The 25,023-nt window shown below is 38.2% G+C and carries 19 protein-coding genes, 3 pseudogenes and 1 riboswitch; of the genes and pseudogenes, 17 read left to right on the forward strand and 5 right to left on the reverse strand.

What is annotated here, in order from left to right; genetic code table 11:
• Positions 1–72: 72 nt before the first annotated feature.
• Positions 73–1,038: an LCP family protein gene (locus R4Z10_RS08045; RefSeq protein WP_338472672.1), complete on the reverse strand. Its 966-nt coding sequence runs from the start codon at positions 1,036–1,038 to the stop codon at positions 73–75.
• Positions 1,039–1,594: 556 nt separating this feature from the next.
• Between R4Z10_RS08045 and R4Z10_RS08050 the strand changes: the two genes are divergently transcribed.
• On the forward strand, positions 1,595–4,909 hold the full coding sequence (locus tag R4Z10_RS08050; RefSeq protein WP_338472673.1) for a glycosyltransferase: 3,315 nt from the start codon (positions 1,595–1,597) through the stop codon (positions 4,907–4,909).
• A gap of 423 nt (positions 4,910–5,332) precedes the next feature.
• On the opposite strand, the pseudogene R4Z10_RS08055 reads toward R4Z10_RS08050, so the two are convergent.
• Positions 5,333–5,470, reverse strand: a pseudogene (locus tag R4Z10_RS08055) (IS110 family transposase); the annotation flags it as partial.
• Between the two features lie 329 nt (positions 5,471–5,799).
• On the opposite strand from R4Z10_RS08055, the gene R4Z10_RS08060 reads away from it, so the two are divergent.
• From R4Z10_RS08060 to R4Z10_RS08105, 10 genes are all read left to right on the forward strand, one after another.
• Positions 5,800–6,099 carry a hypothetical protein gene (locus tag R4Z10_RS08060; RefSeq protein WP_338472674.1) on the forward strand — a complete coding sequence of 100 codons (300 nt, stop codon included), beginning with the start codon at positions 5,800–5,802 and terminating at the stop codon, positions 6,097–6,099.
• 128 nt (positions 6,100–6,227) lie between these two features.
• Complete coding sequence (locus tag R4Z10_RS08065; protein ID WP_338472675.1) at positions 6,228–6,599, forward strand: iron chaperone; 372 nt, start codon at positions 6,228–6,230, stop codon at positions 6,597–6,599.
• Positions 6,600–6,833: 234 nt separating this feature from the next.
• Complete coding sequence (locus R4Z10_RS08070) at positions 6,834–7,205, forward strand: peptidylprolyl isomerase (protein WP_338472676.1); 372 nt, start codon at positions 6,834–6,836, stop codon at positions 7,203–7,205.
• A 198-nt stretch (positions 7,206–7,403) separates the two neighbouring features.
• Positions 7,404–7,538, forward strand: a complete 135-nt coding sequence (locus R4Z10_RS08075) for a hypothetical protein (protein WP_338472677.1) — start codon at positions 7,404–7,406, stop codon at positions 7,536–7,538.
• A 902-nt stretch (positions 7,539–8,440) separates the two neighbouring features.
• Positions 8,441–10,039, forward strand: coding sequence for a collagen-like protein (locus R4Z10_RS08080; protein WP_338472678.1), 1,599 nt, complete (start codon positions 8,441–8,443; stop codon positions 10,037–10,039).
• A gap of 307 nt (positions 10,040–10,346) precedes the next feature.
• On the forward strand, positions 10,347–11,417 hold the full coding sequence (locus tag R4Z10_RS08085; protein WP_338472679.1) for a glycosyltransferase: 1,071 nt from the start codon (positions 10,347–10,349) through the stop codon (positions 11,415–11,417).
• 38 nt (positions 11,418–11,455) lie between these two features.
• Complete coding sequence (locus R4Z10_RS08090) at positions 11,456–11,815, forward strand: hypothetical protein (protein ID WP_338473194.1); 360 nt, start codon at positions 11,456–11,458, stop codon at positions 11,813–11,815.
• Between the two features lie 1,477 nt (positions 11,816–13,292).
• A riboswitch (purine riboswitch) is annotated at positions 13,293–13,394 on the forward strand.
• Between the two features lie 230 nt (positions 13,395–13,624).
• Positions 13,625–14,560, forward strand: coding sequence for a nucleoside hydrolase (locus R4Z10_RS08095; protein WP_338472680.1), 936 nt, complete (start codon positions 13,625–13,627; stop codon positions 14,558–14,560).
• 50 nt (positions 14,561–14,610) lie between these two features.
• Positions 14,611–15,852 carry a nucleoside permease gene (locus tag R4Z10_RS08100; protein WP_338472681.1) on the forward strand — a complete coding sequence of 414 codons (1,242 nt, stop codon included), beginning with the start codon at positions 14,611–14,613 and terminating at the stop codon, positions 15,850–15,852.
• 560 nt (positions 15,853–16,412) lie between these two features.
• A complete protein-coding gene (locus R4Z10_RS08105; protein ID WP_338472682.1) occupies positions 16,413–16,613 on the forward strand; it encodes a cold-shock protein in 201 nt (66 codons plus the stop codon).
• A 1,024-nt stretch (positions 16,614–17,637) separates the two neighbouring features.
• On the opposite strand, the gene R4Z10_RS08110 is transcribed toward R4Z10_RS08105, so the two are convergent.
• Positions 17,638–17,883 (reverse strand): hypothetical protein, encoded by a 246-nt coding sequence (locus R4Z10_RS08110; protein WP_338472683.1) that lies wholly within the window; start codon positions 17,881–17,883, stop codon positions 17,638–17,640.
• 302 nt (positions 17,884–18,185) lie between these two features.
• Positions 18,186–18,482 carry a hypothetical protein gene (locus R4Z10_RS08115; RefSeq protein ID WP_338472684.1) on the reverse strand — a complete coding sequence of 99 codons (297 nt, stop codon included), beginning with the start codon at positions 18,480–18,482 and terminating at the stop codon, positions 18,186–18,188.
• A gap of 101 nt (positions 18,483–18,583) precedes the next feature.
• On the opposite strand from R4Z10_RS08115, the pseudogene R4Z10_RS08120 reads away from it, so the two are divergent.
• From R4Z10_RS08120 to R4Z10_RS08130, 3 genes and pseudogenes are all read left to right on the forward strand, one after another.
• Positions 18,584–18,838, forward strand: a pseudogene (locus tag R4Z10_RS08120) (GNAT family N-acetyltransferase); the annotation flags it as partial.
• 86 nt (positions 18,839–18,924) lie between these two features.
• Positions 18,925–19,325, forward strand: a pseudogene (gene thiT, locus R4Z10_RS08125) (energy-coupled thiamine transporter ThiT); the annotation flags it as partial.
• Between the two features lie 620 nt (positions 19,326–19,945).
• A complete protein-coding gene (locus tag R4Z10_RS08130; RefSeq protein ID WP_338472685.1) occupies positions 19,946–21,049 on the forward strand; it encodes a beta-propeller fold lactonase family protein in 1,104 nt (367 codons plus the stop codon).
• 723 nt (positions 21,050–21,772) lie between these two features.
• On the opposite strand, the gene R4Z10_RS08135 is transcribed toward R4Z10_RS08130, so the two are convergent.
• Complete coding sequence (locus tag R4Z10_RS08135; RefSeq protein ID WP_338472686.1) at positions 21,773–22,735, reverse strand: HTH domain-containing protein; 963 nt, start codon at positions 22,733–22,735, stop codon at positions 21,773–21,775.
• Between the two features lie 106 nt (positions 22,736–22,841).
• On the opposite strand from R4Z10_RS08135, the gene R4Z10_RS08140 reads away from it, so the two are divergent.
• The 3 genes from R4Z10_RS08140 (at position 22,842) to R4Z10_RS08150 (ending at position 24,988) form a co-directional block, all read left to right on the forward strand.
• Positions 22,842–23,321: a GyrI-like domain-containing protein gene (locus tag R4Z10_RS08140; protein ID WP_338472687.1), complete on the forward strand. Its 480-nt coding sequence runs from the start codon at positions 22,842–22,844 to the stop codon at positions 23,319–23,321.
• A gap of 130 nt (positions 23,322–23,451) precedes the next feature.
• Entirely contained in the window at positions 23,452–24,159 is a 708-nt protein-coding gene (locus tag R4Z10_RS08145; RefSeq protein ID WP_338472688.1) for an FAD-dependent oxidoreductase, read from the forward strand.
• A 328-nt stretch (positions 24,160–24,487) separates the two neighbouring features.
• Positions 24,488–24,988 (forward strand): SRPBCC domain-containing protein, encoded by a 501-nt coding sequence (locus R4Z10_RS08150; protein WP_338472689.1) that lies wholly within the window; start codon positions 24,488–24,490, stop codon positions 24,986–24,988.
• Positions 24,989–25,023: the final 35 nt, after the last annotated feature.

The raw sequence follows: 25,023 nt of genomic DNA on the forward strand, positions 1-25,023 counted from the left end.
TAGGTTCTAATGAAAATATTTTAAAACTAGTCTCTTCACTAGTTATATCTATCATTCCAGTTCTGATTCCCATTAATTATGTAAAAATGAAACGCGAGAACCGTCCCCATGTTTCAAGTGTGCCTTAAGTGTCTGTGACAGTTTTGTTCGTTCTTCTTCTGGGACAATGTAGTAGTAGACTCCGTTTTCTTCTTTGCCGCTTCCGTTTATTTGGATTTGTTCAAGATTGTGACGGGTTTGGGCATAGTTTTCTTGAATGAGTTTCATTTCTTCAAATGTTAAATTTGTTTTGAGATTCTTGCCGATGGCCTCTAATATGCTTCTATAGTTGGTGAGTGTTTCAACTTGTAAAGCTTTGTCGAAAAAACCTTTAATGATTTTACGTTGACGTTCTTGTCGTCCAAAGTCACCTTGGGGATCAAGAGCACGCATACGTGAATACTTCAGGGCTTCTTCCCCGTTTAATTCCAGTTTCCCAACAGGAAAGTCGCTCCCATCATAAGAAAAATCCAAGGTGTTATCCACCGTTACACCGCCAACTGCATCGACAAGATCTTTAAAACCAGCCATATTGACTTGTACATAATAGTCGATCGGGACATCGAGGAAATTTTCAACCGTTTTAATGGACATGTCAACTCCACCGTATGTATAGGAATGGTTGATTTTATCCTTTATTCCTTTTCCGGCTATTTCCGTATAAGTATCACGAGGAATACTGACCATTTTAATCGATTGATCGCTAGGATTTGCCGTTAATAGAATTAATGAATCTGGGCGTCCACGGTCTCCATCACGCTCGTCCACTCCGAATAATAATAAGGAAATGGGGTCTCCTTTTGATAGATCAATAACCCGCTGCTCCGATTCGGATCGTTCTAGTGGTTTATGTGTTTTTTCGATTGTGCCGGCAATCGAGTTATATACGGAAAAAGCGTATGTACCTGCACCTAATAAAAGAAGGAATATAACTCCAAGTGTAATTTTAAAGCCCAGCCGCTTTCTTTTAGGGGATGGAGATTTTTGCTCTTGTTCCATTTCTTCACATCCTTTCAGTAATCTAGGATAATTTTAGCATCTAATAAAATATACAGGTATTCGACAAAATCACTAGGAAAATGACAAAATGACATTATTTTACTCAAATTAGAAGATTATTCCTAGGCAGGAGGTCCTCTCTTTTGTTAATAAAACTTTACGAAAATATTAAAGATTTATTCAAAATGTTTACAAATATTTATTTTCCTGATTCAGCGGCTCTGTTTCCATAATGATTTGCTATCTTAAAAGGAATAAAAAAGAGGGTTTCCAAAGAGGAGGGAAACAAAAGATTTAGGCGAAAAAGGAAAAAACATTGCTTTTAGGTAATTATGCATAGGTAAAATCTATGAAAATGGCTTATGGATGTTAAAATTGGATATTACAGTCTATTTCTTCTAGTAAATCCTATTGATACTCTTATAAATAGATTGAAAAAAATAGTAAAATTTGACAGTTGTTGTCGAATTTCTTCAGAGATGAGCGACTTACGCTATTTTTGGAAACTAAGAACTTGTAGATTGTTTATATGCAAGGATAGGAGATAGGTAACAAAATGAAAAAAAGAATCTTCCGTGGCAGAAATAAAAAAATACCACAATCCCACCCTAAAACCGGTCCAAATGATTTTATTTTTGAGAGTGAATCAAGTCATCGGTGGAACCTTTTGATTATTTTCTTTGCTCTTTTAGCGGTGCTATTGTGTCTTGTGCTCTTTTTTTCTGGATTAGGCCTTTATATGAATCCTCGTCTTCCTGAATTGAAGACGGAGGTAACGGATGAATATGCACACATCAGTCCATCAGAAACGATGACTTCGACACGTGTATCGTCATCTAATACCGATACGACTGAGAAATTTCTCCACCAGAACATGGCCTATAAGGATGATGTGTACGCATTCTATGTGAATTGGGACAGTAACAGTGAACAATCATTAAGGGAAAATATTGAGACAATCGATGTTCTGATCCCTCAATGGTTAAGTTTAAATGAAGATATGGAGCTGGAAAGTGATATTGACCCCAAAATCGTGGAGCTTGCGAAAAAGAATGATGTTGAAATTGTCCCTTTAATTCACAACATACAGAATCGCAAGTGGGATCAGGACATGCTTCATCAGCTATTAAACTCTCCTGAAAAACAAACAAAGTTAATCAATCAACTACATGAACTAATTAAAGGGCATGGTTTTGACGGGATTAATATTGACTTTGAGAATCTAAATAGGAACGATCGGGAACGATTAACCCAGTTTATGAAGAAATTGTACACGACTTTTCACGCTGACGGTTTATCAGTGTCCATCGATGTACCGGCTGCCAATCAGGCGTATGATTATAAAGAGTTGGAAGAGTATGTGGATCAGATGATTGTGATGACATACGATGAGAATGTGGACAACCCTGGTCCCATTGCTTCTTCATCATGGTTTAAAGAGGTGCTTTCAAAATTACCGAAGGAAAAGCTAATTGTGGGGCTTGGGAATTATGGATACGACTGGGATTGGGACAGCCAGGAGCCGGGAGAAGTTGTTTCCTTTGATGACGTCACAAGGCTTGCCGAAAAAGCAAACTTGAATATCCAATGGGATGATATGAGCAAAACCCCTTACCTTAAATATATAGAGAACAACAAAGTCCATGAAATATGGTTTCTAGACAGTGCAACTTTTTACAATCAATTGAAAATGTCTACCGAGGCTGGCGCACAGGGAGTAGCACTCTGGAGGCTAGGGTCGGAGGATCCATCGGTTTGGGATATTCTCAAAGGTAATAAAATGGAAGAACTGCTTGCTGTTAAGAATGGGGGAAATATTTACAGTACAGGAGATGGGAATATTTATCGAGGGTCAGAGAGTCGGAAAGAGGGGGAACGTAGTCTTCAATTTGATGACTCTGGCTATATAACAAATGAAACCTATATTTCCAATCCTAAATCATCTGAGTTTGAGCGTTTAAGCCAACCAGGGGAGAAAGAGATTGTCCTAACTTTTGATGATGGACCTGATCCTAAGTATACGGAACAAATATTGGATATTTTGAAACAATACCAAGTGAAAGCTTCATTTTTTATCATTGGGAATAAGGCGATCCATAATCAAGAGATTATTGAACGGATGGATCGGGAAGGTCATGAGATTGGCAACCATACCTTTTCTCACCCGAAAAAAATTGGAACGTCCGATAAACAGTTAAAACTGGAACTTAATGGTACACAACGTATTATCCAGGGAATTACTGGACAAACGACCTCTTTGTATCGGTCTCCATATGGAGATGAAGAGGCAAAGTATATGCTATCTCATTTTCAAAAATTACAGGATGTCACACAAATGGGGTACATCACCGTCAATTATGATATTGATTCAAAAGACTGGAAACTACGTGACAGCGAGGCCATTGTCGAGAATGTTTTGAACCAGGCATCAAGCGGAGATATTATTTTGCTTCACGACGGCGGAGGAGACCGGCAGGCGACCGTTGAGGCGCTTCCTGAAATCATCGAACAGCTACAGAATCAAGGATATACATTTGTGACGGTCAATGAATTAATGAAACAAAGCAAAAGCAATATTATGGCTCCTGTTACAAAGGCGGAAAATCCGATTGTACAAAGCAACAAATTGCTGCTGTTCAATATAGCAAACTTTAAAGCGGGCATTTCTATTTTGCTTGTCGGCGCGATTTTCATTATAGTATTGCGAATTTTAATTTTAGGCAGTTTAGCTCTCGTACATAAAAAACGCGTCCGTCCTCCTATGGGACAGTCTACTCCGTTTGTAAGTGTGATTATTCCAGCCTACAACGAAGAGAAGGTCATTGGAAGAACCATTGAGTCCATTCTGAAAAGCAATTACCCAAACCTAGAGATGATTGTTGTCGATGATGGTTCCAACGATCAGACTTCCTTAGTAGTAAACAATAAATACAAAGGCAGTGATAAGGTTCATCTTTTTCAAAAGAGGAATGAAGGAAAAGCTTCAGCTCTCAATCTAGGAGTACAAAAGGCAAAGGGAGAGATCCTTGTCGCTATTGATGCGGACACCGTTGTTCCTCCTAATTCGATTTCCATGCTTGTTCGGCACTTTGCTGATGAAAATATTGCGGCAGTATCTGGAAACGTGAGGGTTGGAAACAGGGAAAATCTATTAACCTCCTGGCAGCATATTGAGTATGTAACTGGATTCAACTTGGAGAAGCGCGGCTTTGCCACTCTAAATTGTATTCCAGTCGTCCCAGGTGCTATCGGGGCGTGGCGCAAACAGGTGGTAGAAGAGCTAGACTATTTTTCGAATGATACTCTTGCAGAAGATACCGACATGACATTAAAAATCCTCCGCAAAGGCTATAAAGTGGTGATTGATGAACAGGCCTATGCTTATACCGAGGCACCTAAAACGGTGAGAGATTTCTTAAAACAGCGATTCAGATGGACATTTGGAACTTTACAATGTTTTTGGAAACATAAAAAAGCGTTTGGGGGAACAAAACATAAATCACTAGGGTTCATTGCCCTCCCAAATATCCTTTTATTTCAATTTATCGTTCCTTTGTTTGCTCCACTTATCGATTTGTTGTTTATAGTAGGAATCCTGTCAGGGAATGCTCAAACATCACTATTGATTTTTGCTAGTTACCTATTGGTCGATTTCCTTGTTTGTCTTGTTGCTTTCAGGATGGAGAAACTAAGCCTTAAACCGCTTATATCCCTGATCCTGCAAAGAATGATCTACCGCTATCTATTACTATGGGTAACATGGAAATCTATATTTACTGCACTAAAAGGAACCCGGGTAGGATGGGGGAAATTAAAAAGAGCAGGGAATATGACGGTAGAGGCACGACTGGAGGAAAAGCATATCATTTAAATTGCAACGCGGGGACGGTTCTCGCGTTGCATTTTTGTATTTAAGAATGGCATCCACCGTCACTGCATTCAGAGTTATGTTAAGGTTTGTAGAATCTCGAATTGATTTGTCAGCGCACCTTATTTTTTGTGCCTGTGACCACCCGAAATGACCCCAAGTATGTTGAGATTTGTAGGCCTCCTGGATCTGTGAGAAAGTTGCCATAGGAATGGTTGTAGTTTGCCTCCACAAAGAGACATAGGGCCAGTGAACTGCACCCCAATTTTTATACACAACTAACTATTGAAGGTGTTTTATGGCTTAGAAGTGCAGGGAAGGTTCTAATGAAAAAGACCATAAAAACTGGTCTCTTTACCAGTTATTTTTATGATTCGAGTTCTGATTCCCATAAATGATGTGAGAATGAAACGCGAGAACCGTCCCCAATGTTTCTAATAAACTAGCTAAACCTTCAAGATTATGTTGTACTTTAAAACTCTTTTTATATGGTTTCTTTTTATCCAAGTATGCTTGAACCTGACTTTCACCTTTTGCTACATCCAGACCAATGACTGGACTCATTGAAATTCCTCCTCCAAAAATAATTACCGGTACCCCTAAATTCTCCTTGTAGTGTCATAGCTTCGCTTGTTATACGAGATCTTAGTCCCAACCAGCCTCAAACATGTTTCTACAAGTAGGGGGTGAACTGTTTTGCGGACGGGATCATGGTCCCACGGGCCATACGTTCTACCCCGGCTACAGTAATCATATATCGATATAAAAAATGCTCAACCAGAAATATCTGGCTAAGCTTATAATACGAACGTGCCATTTAGTTGAGCAAAACATTTAAAGTAAATTGAGCATCTGTGTTAAAGTTTAGAAAAATCAAGAAAGGAAAATATATTATGATCGTAAAAGTCGAATTTATGTACGATAAGGATACTGAATATATAAGTTGTCCTGCAAAAGTAGGGAGAAATATTCGTCAATTACAAAGAGATTTTGATAAATGGTTATATAACAGAGAAAATAATCATCCTTATTGGGTGGCAGCTGCCGAAGATGAGGAAGGCAATAAAATCTATGGAGTTTGTTTTAATGCAGAGGCTTTCGTATTTTGGCTTAATAACGTAAGGTTTAACAAAGGTAAAAAAGTTGCAAAGTTAATAGAAACTCCAAATAAACTAGTTAAAAAAGAAAATTAGGATTTAAACTAAAACACTTAATAGAAACTACTCTGACTATTTCATTATAGGGCGAAATTCAAGAATTGGATATTAGTTTAGAATGAATTCGAATTAAACGAGAAAATTTTATTCTAGGAGGGATCAACATGGAGGTTTTTGAAAAATATTTAGCAGGAATCGACAACCCTGACCACCGTGACAGAACAGAGGAGATTTTGGTGTGGGTTGCAAGTAAATTCCCGAATTTGGAACCGATATTCAAATGGAATACGCCAATGTTTTCCGACCATGGCACATTTATCATAGGCTTTTCTACAGCCAAGCTGCATTTGAGTGTTTCGCCAGAGGTAGCAGGCATTTCGCATTTTGCCGATGACATTGCAAAAGCTGGCTACAGCTCTACCAAAGGCTTATTTCGTATTCCGTGGAATGAGCAGGTAAATTACGAATTACTAGAAAATATTATTGAATTTAATATCATGGATAAGGCGGACTATACGAATTTTTGGCGGAAATAAAGCATCACGCCTTATCAAAAACGCTTTGTTCAGTTAATAGTGTTGGATATTTAAGGTAGTTTACCTTCAGCACTAAATGAATTTTTGAAGTGTGTTCGTTTAACGGATTTTAAGATGGGGATCATGTTTGAGTTAGTCCATTATAGGGCGCAATTCTTGAAGAGGAATGTGCCTTTTTTCAGTAATAGGGCCAGATTGTTGAATTAACAAGAATAAGACAAGGGAGTGAAATAAGTGAGGAAATTATTTTTAATAATGTTTTTAGTTCTAGCAACCTTATCAGCGTGTACGCAGCAAAAATTAAGTTTTGGCGAGGTGGATAAGGTTCCGAAAAAAGTAACTGAAGTAATAGATCCTGATGCTCAACTTCAAGTGATTAACAGAAGCGGCAAAATATATTATATTGTTTTTCATTCTCAAGAAGAAGTTGAAGCCAGTTTGGAAACGGTGGATACGATAGCACTTGTTAAGTTAGATGAAATGGATTCAAAAGATGATGAAGTAAGGCAATATATATATTCTTTAACAACTGATCAGTATCATGACACAATAGATATTAAGGTTAATGGTGAGTCCAAGTCTTATCTAGTGACTATTATAGACTAACGGGCGCAATTCTTGAAGAAGAATTGTGCCTTTTTCAGTAATAGGGCCAGATTCTTGAACAACAGCGTAAAAGAAAATTGGTTATCTATGTAAAAGTTTAGAGAGTGTGTGAAGGTTTTAAAGTAACGTGGCAGAATACTTTAAGAAACATTCAAAAAAATAAAATAGGAAAAGGTCTTTCGAGGATGGTGATAAATTATGAACGATTTAGAAGATAGTGGTAAATTTACCGAAAACGAGATAAAGAAAAAAGCTTTTTGGTCAAGAAAAAAAGGTTTGGACTCTTTCTTTAATTTTCTACCTGATTTTTCTTGTTTATATGTTTCTGATTAAGAAGGAAAGTGAATTTATTTTCTTATACAATATTCCTGAAAATATGTGGTTCCCTATATTTAATGTCCTGTTTATTGGATTTATATATAAATATGACCAAAAATATTTGAACTACAAGAGTGGCAGTTTCAGGAAAGAAAAAGAAGGTATTATCGTATTTCTTATTATTTTTATCTGTTTGGGAATATTCTTTTATAACTACGTGTTTCATCAATCTGAATACTATAAATTAAAGGATAATAACTTATCAAGCCAAATGATTGCTGGAATAAAATATCAATATCCTTCTTCTGGAATGAATCAAATTACTTTTTATAAGAAAGTAGGTGCAACGCGGGGACGGTTCTCGCGTTGCATTTTTGTATTTAAGAATGGCATCATCGTCTCTGCATTCAGAGTTATGTTGAGGTTTGTAGAATCTCGAATTGATTTGTCAGTGCCCCTTATTTTTTTGTGCCTGTCACCACCCGAAATGACCCCAAGTATGTTGAAATTTGTAGGCCTCTTGAATCTGTGAGAAAGTTGCCATAGGAATGGTTGTAGTATGCCTCCACAAAGGGACATAGGGCCAGTGAACTGCACCCCAATTTTTATACACAACTAACCATTGAAGGTGTTTTATGGCTTAGAAGTGCAGGGAAGGTTCTAATGAAAAAGACCATAAAAACTGGTCTCCTTACCAGTTATCCAAATTTCTAATTTACTTTGATATATAAGGCTTTTTTTCTGTTTATTTTGCAAAAGTGAATCCTACAAAGATACCCATTTACCAAAATATCAAGCAAAGGTGGAAGATATCGAAAGCCAAATAATATGTACCTATTATTCTTTATTCATAGGTACATTAAACAGGCAACCACTACTGAAACAACATATTAATAGTATAGAAAGGAGGAAGATTAATGAGTTCTTATAAAAAAAGCAGATGTGAAATATGTAATTGGGACAAATATTGTTGTGAATGTGAATGTTGTTGTGAATGTGACGAATGTTGTTATGAATGTGACTGCCCACCAGGCAAACCAGGCCCACCAGGCCCACGGGGAAGAGCAGGAAGACCAGGAAGACCAGGACCAGTCGGACCAGCCGGAGCACCAGGGCCAGCCGGACCAGCAGGTGCTGATGGAGCAGCGGGAGCAACAGGTCCAGCCGGACCAGCAGGTGCTGATGGAGCAGCGGGAGCAACAGGTCCAGCGGGAGCAACCGGACCAGCGGGAGCAACCGGAGCAGCCGGTCCAGCGGGAGCAACCGGAGCAACAGGTCCAGCGGGAGCAGCGGGAGCAACAGGTCCAGCCGGACCAGCAGGTGCTGATGGAGCAGCGGGAGCAACAGGTCCAGCGGGAGCAACCGGACCAGCGGGAGCAACCGGAGCAGCCGGTCCAGCGGGAGCAACCGGAGCAACAGGTCCAGCGGGAGCAACGGGAGGAACGGGACCAGCGGGAGCAACCGGAGCAACGGGAGAAACGGGACCAGCGGGAGCAACCGGAGCAACGGGAGAAACGGGACCAGCCGGAGCAACCGGAGCAACGGGAGGAACGGGACCAGCGGGAGCAACCGGAGCAACGGGAGAAACGGGACCAGCCGGAGCAACCGGAGCAACGGGAGAAACGGGACCAGCCGGAGCGACCGGAGCAACAGGGGCAACGGGAGAAACGGGACCAGCCGGAGCGACCGGAGCAACAGGGGCAACAGGAGAAACGGGACCAGCCGGAGCAACCGGAGCAACGGGAGCAACGGGACCAGCCGGAGCGACCGGAGCAACAGGGGCAACGGGAGAAACGGGACCAGCCGGAGCAACAGGGGCAACGGGAGAAATGGGACCAGCCGGAGCGACCGGAGCAACAGGGGCAACGGGAGAAACGGGACCAGCGGGAGCAACCGGAGCAACCGGAGCAACGGGAGAAACGGGACCAGCCGGAGCGACCGGAGCAACAGGGGCAACGGGAGAAACGGGACCAGCCGGAGCGACCGGAGCAACAGGGGCAACAGGAGAAACGGGACCAGCCGGAGCGACCGGAGCAACAGGGGCAACAGGAGAAACGGGACCAGCGGGAGCGACCGGAGCAACCGGTCCAGCGGGAGCAGCAGGAGGATTATCCCAATACGGTTATATTTACAATCTCGGTGCTCGGGTTGTGCCTATAGAGGCTGATGTCATTTTTGATTCAAATGGAATAATTACTCCTGGAATTACGCATGCCCCTGGAACCTCTCAAATTTTAGTTACCACTCCTGGAGACTACGAGGTTACTTTCTCTGTGTCGGGTGTACAACGAAACCAATTCGCACTATTTTTAAATGGTGCACTTGTTGCAGGAACCGTCTATGGTTCAGGGGCCGGAACTCAGCAAAACAACGGTCAGGCTATAATCGCCGTAGCAGCAGGAGATGTTCTTACCCTTCGAAATCATAGTTCTTCTGCAGCAGTTACCCTTGAGACTTTAGCTGGAGGCACACAAACAAACGTAAACGCTTCTATTGTAATTAAAAAATTAAATTAGTTTTGAATGGATAAGAACCCTCATAAAATGAGTGTGAATTTGTACAAAGCTTGCGCCAAGTGTTCCAGGAGGACAGGGAGTAACATTTGGAGAAAAAACTTGTGGTTCACAGGGCACTAAAGGAATTTAATATTTGTATACCGAACAACTTTCAATCAATTGCGCCCTCAATTTTATGTACAGCATGAAATTGAGGGCGCAATTGGTTTTTTTATATAACCAATTACCAAGATTGTACACACCATAAATTGTCTTTTTACGTAACTTAAAAATAGGAAAATCGTGGGGTTAAAGGAGCTGATTAAACATGATTACAATTAGTCTTTGCATGATTGTAAAAAATGAAGAGGACACTATCGCAAGATGTCTTGATTCGGTAAAAGACCTTGTAGATGAAATCATTATAGTAGACACAGGTTCAACAGATAAAACGAAAGAAATTGTATCTCAATATACGGATCATATTCTCGACTTCCAATGGATTGAAGACTTTGCTGCAGCCCGTAATTTCGCTTTTAAAAACGCCAAAATGGATTACATTTTTTGGTTAGATGCGGATGATGTTTTAATGGAAGATGATTACAGAAAATTTTCAAAGTTGAAGGAGACACTTGACCCTACTATTGATTCAGTCACCATGCATTATAATCTGAACATAGATGAAAAAGGAAAAGTCATTACGAGCCTGCGGCGTAATCGCCTTGTAAAAAGGAAAAATAACTTCCAATGGTATGGGGCGGTGCACGAGTACTTGGAAGTTTGGGGAAATATTCTACACAGCGAGGTTGCTGTTACCCATTGCAGCATACATCACGACTCTGACCGTAATCTCCTTATCTATGAAAACCGTCTAAAACGCGGAGAAAAATTCTCTCCCAGAGACTTATTTTACTATGCAAACGAACTGTTTGAACACGATAAGCTTGAGGATGCTATCAAGTACTATAAACAATTTTTAGCAACAAATAATGGATGGGTAGAAGATTACATTTCTGCATGTGGCAGGCTTGCCGATTGTTATTATGCAAAAGGTGATCATGAAAACGAGCTTCATTTTATATTAAAATCTTTTGAATACGACTCACCTCGAGCTGATTTTTGCTGCAGATTAGGGTACAGATTCCTTCATAATAATCACCCCTATCAAGCTCTTTTTTGGTACAAACTAGCCACCCAACTCGAAAAGCCCACAGACAATTTGGGGATGATTAACCATGCTTGCTGGACTTGGCTTCCGCATTTACAATTATGCGTTTGTTACTCACAAATAGGGAACCACGAACTAGCCTATGCACATAACGAAATCGCCCGGCAATACCTTCCTGATCATCCAAGTATTCTTCATAATAAGCATTATTTAGAACATCTATTACAATAAAGTGGTTCCGTTTTTAATAAACAAAAGACAATTTGGGAATGATTAATCATGCTTGCTGGACTTGGCTTCCGCGTTTTCTTGGCAAAATAAAAGAAGCTGCAGCAGTGGATTACCAATGGCTTATGTTTTATCCTTGTTTTTATTTGTTTGCTATGTATGATGCCTATAAATTTGTGGAAGGGGAAAATCCTCGCTTATCGTTTTTTCCATTTGCTTTTGGAGCGTATTTTGTCACAATAGGTCTCATGTACTCGCCAAAAATCATTTTAGGAATATCATTTGGTCCTATTTGGCTTCCAATGTTGTCTTTAATTCCTCGATTAGGAATTGGATTTTTTATTCGTTATATATTAATAAAAATAGCTTCTAACCCAAACTATAGTGAAAGACATTCATAGTATCAAAAAGGAAATAGCGCAAGTCGCCTTTAGAAAATCGCGATCCAAGCATAAATTTATCTATAATTTTCAGTATAAAATGAATCGTTAATGGTTGCTACGGCGACCCTTTTTTAGTTTAAAAAGAAAGATTGTGAAATAATGCGCTTAAACTATAGGGTGCTTGAGTTGAAGAAGGATTGTTTGCTGAAGAGGAAAAGCCCCAATCAATTGAGAAGGGCTTTATATATACTTATTAGTCCTCTTTTGTCCTCCTATTTGTCCTCCAATGCTTTATATCGTATTTAAAACATTTAAGTAAACTATTTTGAAACGTTGATTTAAAGGCTTTTTTTATATACCATTTCTTTCTATTATATATGCAAATGAATGGGCGGCATGATGTAATCTTTGACCGCTTTTGACCACCAAACATATATATTGCTCCCAGTTTCTTCATATTTAATATATAAAAAATTAAAAGAGAGCAAAAAATACGTTCTAAAAGGTGCAGTTTGTCCATGAGTCAGGGATGGGTTAATTATTTCATCTCTCATACAGTACCATCACACGTCTGCTGTTTGGTTTGGCTTTTTGACCTTTCATTAATATAGGTATGGGCTGAAAAATTTGTGAGAAAAGAGCCACAGATTGTTGTCTGTGGGTTCTGTTTTTACCATCTTTCATAAGTGCTGATGTTGTATTTTGAAATCCTGAAAAACCATTATTTATGGGCTTCAGCAATTGCCGGCACTGTGCCGATTTCGTGCCGAAATGAATTTATTTTGTATTTTAAGCTATTTAAAAGAATGGCTTTATATCAAGATTCAGCCGCTTTTTTTATATCATTTTATGCCGTTTTAAGCAAAATTAATCAAGTTTGAATTAGAAGGTAAGGTCTTTAACACTACCTTATATGGTTGTGGTATTTAACTAATGTATTTTACGCAGTATGTTTATCAATATTTTTGAATCATTTTTCCAAAACGAACTGTATAAACACTTATATTTATACATAACTTTTGAAGTTGCACTTATTCAATAAACGGGCCATATTGTTGAGAAGACAGGAGAAGTAAGAATCCTCATAAAAGATTGTTTGTTAAGCATTTAGTGAGGCAACGGGTTGCAAGAGTGGAAAAACTGTGAGTTGTTTTGACAACTCATTTTTTATTGAAGAATTGGGCAGGGGTTTCTTTTTTCTAAATGAATAAAGTAGAAATTCACTTTCTGAAAAATAAATGATTGTCCACCTTGGTTGGGATCATGGGTTAGATTAAAATCTTCGCAACGGATCAGATTCTGACAATTTCGATTTTAAACTGTGCTGAATATAGTAGTTGAGGGATTTAGGTAAGTTCTCAAATTGCAAAAGTGTGAAAGCGGTAAGGGGCGAATAAAATTGTAAACGCTTCTAAACACGAACGTTATACTGTTAATTAAAGAAAAATATTCGTTATTTAGTTGACGGAACCCTAAATTATTGCTATTATAAATACGAATTGAATGTCGAATACGTCGTATAATATTGGGGATATGGCCCAAGAGTTTCTACCAAGCCACCGTAAAGGGCTTGACTACGAGGTAAGTGTTAAATGAAAGAAGGATTAATTCTTCCTTTTGTATTTACCATGCCCTAGTCAACGCTCCGGTAGCTATCGGAGCGTTTTTTATTTTTTATAAGCTATCATGCGAAGCGGGAAGTCAGGCACATTTCGATGGCTCTTAGTACGGAACAAGTGCGACGTTATTCGAGTATTCCAACAAGAAAACAGTTGGATGAATCCCAAACAATTTATAAAAATTCACCATGAAGGGATCGAGAAAATAATGAAAAAGAAAATTTACTTTAATCATGATGGCGGAGTTGATGACCTGGTTTCGCTATTTTTATTACTAAAAATGGATACGGTTGAACTCACAGGTGTTTCAGTCATTCCAGCAGATTGTTATTTAGAACCAGCAATGTTTGCGAGCCGAAAAATTATTGATCGCTTTGGTTATGGTGGTCTTGAAGTAGCAGAGTCAAATTCTCGTGGGAAAAATCCTTTTCCAAAAGACTGGCGTATGCATGCATTTTATGTTGATGCCCTACCGATTTTAAATGAATCTGGAAAAGTTGTAACACCAGTGGCGGATAAACCAGCACATCTCCATTTAATAGATACGGTTTTAGCAACTGAAGAAAAAACAACTTTATTATTTACAGGTCCGCTAACTGATCTTGCTCGTGCATTAGATGAAGCTCCTGAAATTGAAGCGAAAATTGAAAGACTTGTTTGGATGGGTGGTACATTCTGTGAAGCAGGAAACGTACATGAACCTGAACATGATGGAACAGCGGAATGGAACGTATTTTGGGATCCTGAAGCAGCTGCTCGTGTATGGGAAACCGGCATAGAAATTGATTTAGTGGCGCTTGAAAGTACAAACCAAGTACCGTTAACCTTAGATGTACGTGAGCGTTGGGCAAAGGAACGCCAAAATATTGGTGTAGATTTTCTTGGCCAATGTTATGCGATGGTACCACCACTTGTTCACTTTTCAACGAATTCCACATATTATTTGTGGGATGTGTTAACAACCGCATTTGTTGGTAATCGTGATCTTGTGAAAGTACAAACCATTAACAGCATTGTTCACACAGACGGTCCAAGCCAAGGCCGTACAGTTGAAACCTCTGATGGCCGACCTGTGAATGTCGTTTATGATGTGAATCGCGATGCATTCTTCGATTATATGACTGAATTAGCTAAAAAAGCTTGATGACTAGAATAGTACAACTTAGACATTAACAACTTAGAAAGAGGAGAACAATGACAATTAAATCTCGACTTAAAATTATGATCTTTCTCCAGTTTTTCATTTGGGGATGTTGGCTAATTACACTTGGCTCGTATATGATCAATACATTGCATTTTTCTGGCTCACAAGTTGGAGCGGTTTATGGCGCATCTGGACTTGCTTCTCTTATAATGCCAAGCTTTATAGGAATAATCGCTGACCGATGGATGAAAGCGAATAGATTGTACGGAACTTTACATTTTCTCGGAGCGATTTGTTTATTTATAGCAGCACAAGCTTCTGACCCAACCGTTATGTTTTGGGTAATGTTTTTTAACGCTATGGTTTTCATACCGACAATTTCATTATCTTATACTATTTCCTATATTGGTTTAGAAAAAGAAGGACTTGATACGACGAAAGAATTCCCGTCTGTTCGTGTATATGGAACTGTTAGTTTTATTCTTGCCATGTGGCTCATTAGTGTTGGTGGATTTGAGTTAAGCAATATCCAGTTATACATTGCATCGGGGGCTGCCATCTTACTGGCACTATTTTCAGTTGTGCTGCCTGATTGTCCAACAGCAACTGTTAATAAAGAGAAGTCGTGGGTAAGCCACTTAGGACTCGACGCTTTTGTCCTATTTAAACAAAAGAAAATGGCCATCTTTTTCGTGTTTGCAATGCTGATCGGTGCTGCACTGCAAATTAATTTGGCATTTGCAGACCCATACCTTCATGATTTTGCGCTAAATCCTGATTATAAAGATAGTCTTGCTGTGAAATATCCAGCTATTTTATTATCAATTGGACAAATTTCTGAAGTAGTCTTTATTCTTGCCATACCATTTTTCTTACGTAAATTTGGGATTAAAACGGTTATGCTATTGAGTATGGCGGCTTGGACGTTGCGATTCGGTTTATTAGCTTTTGGAGACCCAACCGGATTAGGGTTCATCTTATTACTATTATCCATGATAGTGTACGGTGCAGCGTTTGACTTCTTTAATATTTCTGGATCGATGTTTGTAGATAAAGAAGTGGATCACCGAATTCGTGGGAGTGCACAGGGCTTATTCATGACAATGGTGAACGGACTGGGAGCTTATTTAGGTGCTGTGATTAGTGGGAAAATAGTGGATTATTTAACGGTTGACGGCATAAAAGACTGGCAGAATATCTGGTTAGTTTTTGCTGCCTATACCATCGTTCTTGGAATCGTTTTTGCGGTAACTTTTAAATACAAACACAGCCAGGATACAGGAACCATGTAAATCAAGCTACTTGATCTGTATGATTTAAAGTCAAGTTAGGATATGAACGATTAAATTAGCAGCCAATTTTTCCTTTTTTTGGGGAAATGCTGCTTTTTTTAATTTTAGAAGCGTGGAAAAAGGTCTTGTGTAAACACAGAACAAGCTTATGAAAAGAGGCGGTGATTGGGCTGAAGGCAAAATGCTACAAGGAAGAAAATGAAAAGCTTTCTAAACAGAGCCATGGTTACCTCCTAAACTCAAATTCTTATGCTTATTCCATTTTAATTTTAATTGGAGTTCGATTCCATTATGCAGTAGCTTATTTAAGAATCGAGCGCTATTCTTGAAGAAGGTATTCTCTTTGTATCGGACCATTTTCTTCAGGTAACGTTTGATAAAGAAATATCTTCATTAGAAATGAGGTCTATACCATTTGCTATTTTATGGTATGTGTGCTATTCTTAGGAAGAATTATTTTTGTTCTTTTTTCAGCGAGAATTGATTTTGTTTTTCGTCTAAGGTATTTGAGCAAGGATAGTAACACAATGTGTGGAGACCCACACGAGGAGGCAACATTTATGGAACAAGGTAAAGTTAAGTGGTTTAATGCAGAAAAAGGTTTTGGATTCATCGAGCGTGAAGCAGGAGAAGACGTATTTGTACATTTCTCAGCAATCCAAAGCGAAGGTTTCAAATCTTTAGACGAAGGTCAAAGTGTAACTTTTGGAATTGAACAAGGCCAACGTGGCCCACAAGCGACAAACGTTCAAAAAGCTTAATAATAGCAGCTGACAGACCCTAAATGGAGGGTCTGTTTTTTATTTGCTTTGGACATGTTGGTATTTTCATTGAGATGGAGAGTTTATGGGAGCATAGTCGTCTACGCGATGTTGATAAGACCTGGAAGTTAATGGAGAGGAGTATTTAACGGACGTGTTAAGAGAATATGAGGTTTAAATGAACCCCTAATCGAATTGATTAGGGTTAATTTAGTATAAATAAAGATTACTCGTTGTTCAGCTAGAAGAATAGTAGTACCATTAAATATTCCATTATTCCTGTTTATATAAAATTCGAATGATACATACTTTCTACACATGTTGGAGGATTAAATGTCAGCTTAGTTATTCCAATAGAAGTGTTTAAGTCAGCCATCTTAAATAACCCCGTATCCATCATTTTAAGCCATCAACATCCAAGCAAGTGGGGATACATATCCAAGCAGAAGAGGATATAGGTGTAACCAAAAGATTAGTAGAATGCGTAAAATCCTAGGGATTGAGGTATAGGATTACATCATTCTGATCAAGAGAGGGAGAGCAATCTCCCTTTTTTACGTGCGCCCGGCATGGGTGCAATCTCTAGGGTGCAAGTCCCGAACTGTGAAGGCAGAAGTAGCAGTTAGCCTAACGCAAGGGTGTCTGTAGTGATGCGGAATCTGAAGGAAGCGGGCGGCAAACTTCCGGTCTGAGGAACACGAACTTCATATAAGGCTAGTTATCGTTGGATGAGTTTGCGTAACGAAACAAAGTCCTTTTCTGCCAAAGCTGATACAGAGTAAATGAAGGAGATAGATGGAAGGAAAGACTGTACTCTTACCGGGGAGGTCTGATGGATATGTGAAGCACCCTTCATAACCTACTTAGTGATAAGTAGCTGAACCATCAGAAATAAGCAGAGGTCGTAGTACGAATCGGTCTGGGACGATTCGGAAGGACTGAACAATTAATAAAGAGAATAACAAATGCCTATATTATAGTAAACCCCCATTTTACTGGCACCGTACTCTAGTTATAAATATTGTTATTTAATTAATATCTTTTCATTTATGATCTGTACATAACGTACTAAAGATGAGTCAATCCTATAATTCCCTTTTTGATGGTTTTTTACAATAAAGTATCTGTTATTATCCATCTTTTCAATTACTTCTTGTTCAACCTCTTCTCTTGTAACATCTAATTCTTTTATTATTTTTTCGGTTATGATTTCATGATCAAACGTATAGCAAACTGTAAATTCCTTCAAACTAATTTTCCTTTCTATCATTGATGGTGGTTAAGAACTTCACCTTTGCAACAGTACATCTGTAAATTCATATATTGAAAGAATGGAGTTTACCTTTCAAAGACCTTGCACACGAAATAGGTATTCCTGCCATTTCATGACGATACCGATGTTTCTGGTTTATAACTATTTCATATGTACCATAGAAAAAACCTAAACAAATGAAGTCAAAACCATGTATAGAAATCTTCATAATCTTTATTCCTTGCCTAGCCTATAGTTGAAATAAGATAGGCGGGTAATATGCCCTCGTTTTCAGTAGGTAGAAGCAGCACCCTAGGATATTATTTCTTCTCCACTTTGACTACTGTTTTACCTAAACTATTCCTTTCGAGATAGACTATTACCTCATCCTGAACTTGTATCTTATCACCTGAAAGGATGTTTTCATCAGAAAAACGAATCTCGGTCCCGTCCTCACTTTTTCCATAATATTGATCACCATCAATCTTGGTAATCGTGTATTCGAGCACAGTTTTATTATTTATATTGTTAACAGGAGTAGCTGTTTGACCTCCTACTAATAATAATGCTAATAAAATGGATGACAGCGCCACAAGGATGATTACTCTTTTGAACATGTTTCTACCTCCTTCTTTGTATTGTAAAAGATAAAAGAGGAAAGTAAATCCTTCTAATTTCCTTTCTACCAATTTCAGGAACCAACCACAATGCCAAGTCTGCAACATATCTCGCAATGGACTATGCGTTTTCTGTATTAAATATGTATAAATTATATTTAATCGTTGATAGAGCTAATGAAAAAGCCATTCATATTTATAAAAAACTTGGTTTTCAGTTTGAAGGAGAATGAATCGATGAGTATTTTGTTGACGGTGAATATCATTATGCAATAAGAATATGTATGTTTCAACATCAATATTTTAGTAGGGGTTCGTTCTTGAGATTGTACCAGTATCCACCAATGCTTATATGATTGTTTTAAGAAGAACACATCATTATCAATTTGTGGAATCCTTTAAAACATTCATGGAAGACATTGTAGGGATATAATGGTTTCGTTGGGGTTTAATACAAGTTGCAACGGGAGATGCTTACTTTCTTACACCCAGCCCATTCATTATTGAATACTTTTTAGCCTTTGCTTTTGTTGGCTTTGCTGGCCTTTTTTATAAAATTATTAAAAGACATTTTCAAAATGGGGATAAGAAAAAAGCATTATATTGGATAGTTTTAGCAACATTTGTAGGAAGTCTAGCTCGTTATTTTTGGCATTTTGTTGCTGGGGTTATCTTCTGGGGGGAATATGCGCCAAAGAAATGTCACCCGTTATCTATTCACTTATCGTTAATGGTGGAACGATGCTAGGAGCCTTTGTCTTATGCTCGGCGGTACTAGTCCTTTTATTAGGTAGAGCATCAAGAATCATTCATCGAAAAGGCTCAGCCACAACAACTCGCTAAAATAGCGCATCATAATAGGAGACCATAATATTTTGAAAAATCAGTAACACCTTTTTCAATAACGTCTTTAAAGCGTTTGTTCAACAAGAGACGGACCATCGTTAACTTATTATAAAAAGCTAATCAAAAACATTCGCTTTTATGACAGATTGATTTTGAAATAAGTTCAGATTGAAAAAAGTACAAAAAAGAGGTGAACTATACCTCTTTTTAATTTATCTCAAAAACCATGGTTTTCGAGAATGGTAATACATCTATTCATTGATGGTAATTAAGCTAAGAAAGACACTGAATCTCAAAAGAGAAGATGAATAGGTACTAATTTTTTATACATATTATGGAATTGAGTTTACTGCACAAAAGGAGCAAGTTAGTTCATTACAGATTTTGTTCTAATTTAAAGAAAGGAGCCGTCTATTTTAAAATGTCCTTTACAAGGGGTACACTTTAAAAATTGGCTAACCCTACGGGTGTGTTTCTTCAATAAGTAGAAACGAATTCTCTTATTGAAATCAGTGTAGTAGTAGTAGTCCACCTCACTTTGTAAACCCATTAAATCCATTTGGGGAATTAAATGGTAAAAGGAACCATATAAAATTATGGAGGGGGGGAATCATAAAATGCAGTTGACCAGCAACTATGTTCATACGAGTATGGTTTACATTATGACTAATATGGAAGCAATGAATACAGTCATTGCCTTTAATAGGGATATGAATGGAATGCTTACTTTTGTCGGGTCATACCCAACATATGGAAAAGGTACCGGTGCAAAGGAGGTCTCAACTGCAACACCAAACGATGGTATCGATCCCCTTATGTCAGAAGGCTCACTAACTTTGTCCCCCGATGGCCGTTTCCTATTTGCCGTTAATACAGGCAGTAATAGTATAAGTAGTTTCATTGTTTCTGACAGAGGAAAACTTATTCTCGTGGATGTGAAGCCATCGGGAGGCACTCAGCCCAATAGCATAGGTGTGTTCGGTAATCTTCTCTATGTTTCCAATGTGGGAGATCCCGCTAATCAATTTACATCTAATATTTCGGGTTTTCGAATAGAGGATAGTGGGCACCTTACTCATATCCCAGGATCTATTCATTCTCTAAGTACCATTAATGCTCAGCCTGTGCAAATTCTCTTCACTCGGGATGGCAGTAAAATGGTTGTACCCGAGCTTACTACAAACCATCTCAGTGTATTCCATGTTAATAAAAATGGTACTCTTAATGGACCAATTATTAATGAATCTAATGGTATGACACCGTTTGGCTCTTCTATCCTTTCCTCAGGAGTGCTTTTGGTTTCGGAGGCAGGTTCTAATGCACTATCATCATATTCGTTAAGTGACAACGGGATAATTAATGTAATCAGTGGCTCTATACCGACCGGCCAAAAAGCGACCTGCTGGGTTACTACATCGAGGAACGAGCAATTTGCTTACGCTATCAACACCTTAAGCGGCACAATAACGATCTATCGGATTGATCGTAACGGTGCACTAACAGTTGTCGGGCATACTACTAGTACACCGGCAGGGACAGCAACTGGCTTGCCAATGAATGTTGGAGTGAGTAAGGATGGCCGAAATCTTTACACTTTAAACGGGAATCAGGGTACAGTATCAGTATTTAATATCAATGATGATGGTAGTCTAGTAAGAATACAAGTTGCTAAATGGACTGAATTTCCTTATTTTGGATCGCAAGGTTTAGCTATTCTTTGATTGGATCGGGTTCAGCATACCGGGTACAATAGAAAAATTCAAAAGTTACTAAAACGCCTGCCGACATACTGGTAGATTTTGTTATGAGAAACATAATACCTAAGCAAGATTGTAAAGAAATGTACCTAAACGAACGGGTGCTTTTGTTGAATATCCATAGGTATACTGCCATAAACGACATCTTCTGAATGCCGAATACAGTTTAGATAATAATATAGATGAACATTAAACGAATGGAAGATGTAATGGTGATCATGAAAAAATTAGAAATCATTTTTTATAATTATTAAGAGAAATTTGTACCTCTGTTCGTTTTACGGACAGGGGTATCTTATTTTGAACTGTAGTTAGTTAGTCAGAAGGCATCGAAACATGAATCCGTTGGCTATAATTTTGTTTTCCAATAAAAATTCGGTGCCTGTCACCAGCCGAAGGGAACCGAAGTTTGTTTAAATTTGTAAACCTCTTGATGTGTGAGAAAGTTGCCATAGGAACGGTTGTAGTTTGCCTCCACAAAGGGATATAGGACCAGTAAACAGCACCCCAACAACTAACATTTGAAGGTGTCGTATTATGGTTTAGAAGTGCAGGGAAGGTTCTAATGAAAAAGACCCTAAAAAACTGGTCTCTTCACTAGTTACTATTATGATTACAGTTCTGATTCCCATAAAAGATGTGAAAATGAAACACGAGAACCGTCCCCAGTGTTTCCACTAGCCACGCTTATTGGCCGTATAAGCAAACTCTCTTTCGTAAACTTTCTAAGACTTCTTCTGGCACTTCCCTAAACTTGATATCGTCACCTAGGAAAAGAAGCCAATTGGTTATATCCGTCAATTCTTCGGGCATATTAATATTGATAAAAGTCTTTAAGATAGCTGTGGCTTGGTAAGGATTTGTATACGAAATTGAATATTTAAAAGGATGGTATTTTCTAAACTGGGCAATTGCTTTTGGACCTAATTCGATGACAAGATTGTTTACTTCTTCCTGCTTACTTAGTTTTTCTAAATCCTTTTTATTATTTACTCTTTTTTTCGTAGGGTATGGTTTTACATTGGTGAGCTGGTCGACAGGAAAAGTCCTCTTTTTTTCTTCCTTTAAGTCAAATCCTTCAATTTGCCATAGGCTTTTTTCGCGGTAAAGATGCAAGAGATAAACGGGATAAGACTTTATAACCTCACCTACTTTGATGGTAATCAATAAATGGCGATCCATAAGAATGAGTTGGATGAGCTCTTCTAACATAGGATGAGGGAGGTCTGACAGATCAAGTAAATCAGGATTATTGGGATTCGTCCCTTCGAAAAGCAAGATTTGATTTAATAACACTAGAGTCTCTTGTTGGTATTCTGGGATGAGGCCTAGTAATTTTTCAGCTAAAGACTGTCGACTTTTTAAATAGGGAAGTTGTTGATTTCTTGAGGCCATAAAGGCAATAAAAAGTGCTTTAACCTCATTATCGGTAAAGTTAATAGAAGGCAGGACAGAGTTGTTCATGACAGAATACCCGCCATCTCTTCCAACTTCAGCTTCAAGAGGCATCCCCATCGCTTCAATTTCTCTAATATCTCTAATAGCAGTCGAACGAGAGATGTTAAATTCCCGCATAATTTCAGAAATGGTAAAGTAGGAGCGATTGTTGATATACCGCATGATGGTATTAATCCGTTCAACTTTTTTCATTGGGTCCTCCTAAACAGTATCATTTTTTGACATGATTCAATGCTATTATAAATCCAGTAAGTATAAAAATAAATCTTTTGTCTAATTTAAAAGGAGGAATTTTGAAGTGGCAACTTATACGTTAGAAGAAAAGGACAGCTTTACTGTTTTAGGGATTGGAACGGAGCTAAAGAGTGATTACACAGACTATGCTGGGATTCATAAGGAAAAAGCAGACTTTTGGCAAGCTATTAATCAAGATGGAACGCTTGAGAAGTTAAAAGCTGTCGCAACAAATGACTATATTTTTATCGTAAACGAAGCAGTAAATAACAAGATGATGCATTACGCGGGTGTAATGACGGAGGAGTCCTTGCCAGAAGCAACTAGAATGATCGAATTTCCTAAAGGGGAATACATCGTTGTTAAAGGGGAAGCCAATACAGATGAAGAGTTGAGTAACAAGCTTACTGGTATTGCCTTTGGTGAAGTCTTGATGGAAGTAACGGAGGTATCCTATGTTGGTGGTCCAAATGCAGCGGTTTTGATGGGACAGCAAGACGGCTTAGTATACGGTGAAATGTGGATCCCTGTTGTTAGAAATTAAGAAATAAAAGCCAGAATGGAAACCTCCTGTATTAAAAGGGTGGTTTAAAATAGACAACACAAAACAGATCACTGTTGCCAATCAGTGATCTGTTTTGTCCTTTTAAAATTTTTAATAGAGGAGATAAGAAATGAGTTTTTTTCAAGATACATTATCTATATTTAAAAAAAGAGATTTATTATTTTTACAAAGCTATAAAGAGTCAGAAGGTGTTTATTCCTTCCTATTTAAAAAAGAAGAAGATTTAACTTGGAAAGCAGGACAACATGGGTTGTTTAGCATTACTCATAAGAAAATAAAAAATCCTACAAAACCATTTACTCTTGTCTCTGCTCCCACTGAGAATGTTGTGAGACTAACAATGGCTATTGGTGAGAATCCAAGCGATTTTAAGAAGGCGATGTTGGAATTAAAACAGGGCATGAAAATTAGAATGGCCGGGCCAGTAGGGAGTTTTTATTTGAAAGATAACAATCCTTCCCTTTTCATAGCTGGTGGAATTGGAATCACACCATTTCGTTCCATATTAAAACAAGTAGAGGCAGAGGGGAATGGAGTCGAAAAACAAATCCAACTTCACTATATAGATAGCAAAAAGTTATATCTATTTAAAGAAGAACTGGACGAAATTGCTAACAAAACTTCAATAAGTGTAACTTACCTTGATTCAAGGGAAAACTTACATCATGAAATAAATAAGTTTGCCACCTTGAATAAGAATAATGGTAACTATTTTATTGCAGGATCGAGGTCAATGGTAGGTTCTATTTCTACTTATCTACAAAAAAATAACGTTTCAAAACGAAATATTAAAAAAGATGCCTTTTATGGGTATTAGGATAGAATGAATACCAATAAATAATGATGAGCTTATAGTTGGAAAGCCATCGGCTCCCTAAACTTTATTTATACTATTGAACCATTTGAACCGATCATGGCACATATATGAGCGCCTTTAGTGTAGCCAAACAAAATTTTTCCGATGAAATGGTGCAGGCTGGCTATAAACATACCAACTTAAAATAGTTTTTATTGTGAAGGGTTGTATTTTGTAAAATGATCCAATATTAGATATACTAACTGTTTGAAATGGCCGCTGTCGTTTTAAAAGAACCCTGTTTCAAGTAGTTAAAATAGAATAAATATGATTGAAGAGGATGGTTTGCATGACAAAAACATCAATAACAACCCTTAATATGAAACGCGAATTTGATGTTCCAGCAGAAAAAGTGTTTGACGCGTGGACGAACGTAGAAATGATTAAAAAATGGATGTTCACCATGGAACACACAAATAAAGTGGCGAAGAGTGAACCTCGTGTTGGCGGAACCTGGGAAATTGTGGATCACCGAGATGGGAAAGATTATCGAGCAATTGGAGAATACAAAGTGGTTGAACCACCAACGAAACTTGTTTTCACATTCCAAATGCCACAATTTAGTGATTTAGAAGACGACATTACAGTGGAGATCCAACCGCTTGAATCAGGCTGTGAAATGAGCTTCACGCAAGAAATTACCGTGATCCATGAAGAAGGCTGGGCCGAAGAAGATATTGAAAAAGCACATGAAGAATGGAAAAAAGAAACCGAACAAGGTTGGCATTATATGTTTTTAGGATTGAAGCAATTAGTAGAAACAGGAAAAATAATCTATCCATCATTTTAATAGGAAGGTAACAAAGGTTTTCCTTAAAAGGATAA

Source organism: Niallia sp. XMNu-256 (assembly GCF_036670015.1).
Classification (GTDB): domain Bacteria; phylum Bacillota; class Bacilli; order Bacillales; family Cytobacillaceae; genus Bacillus_BD.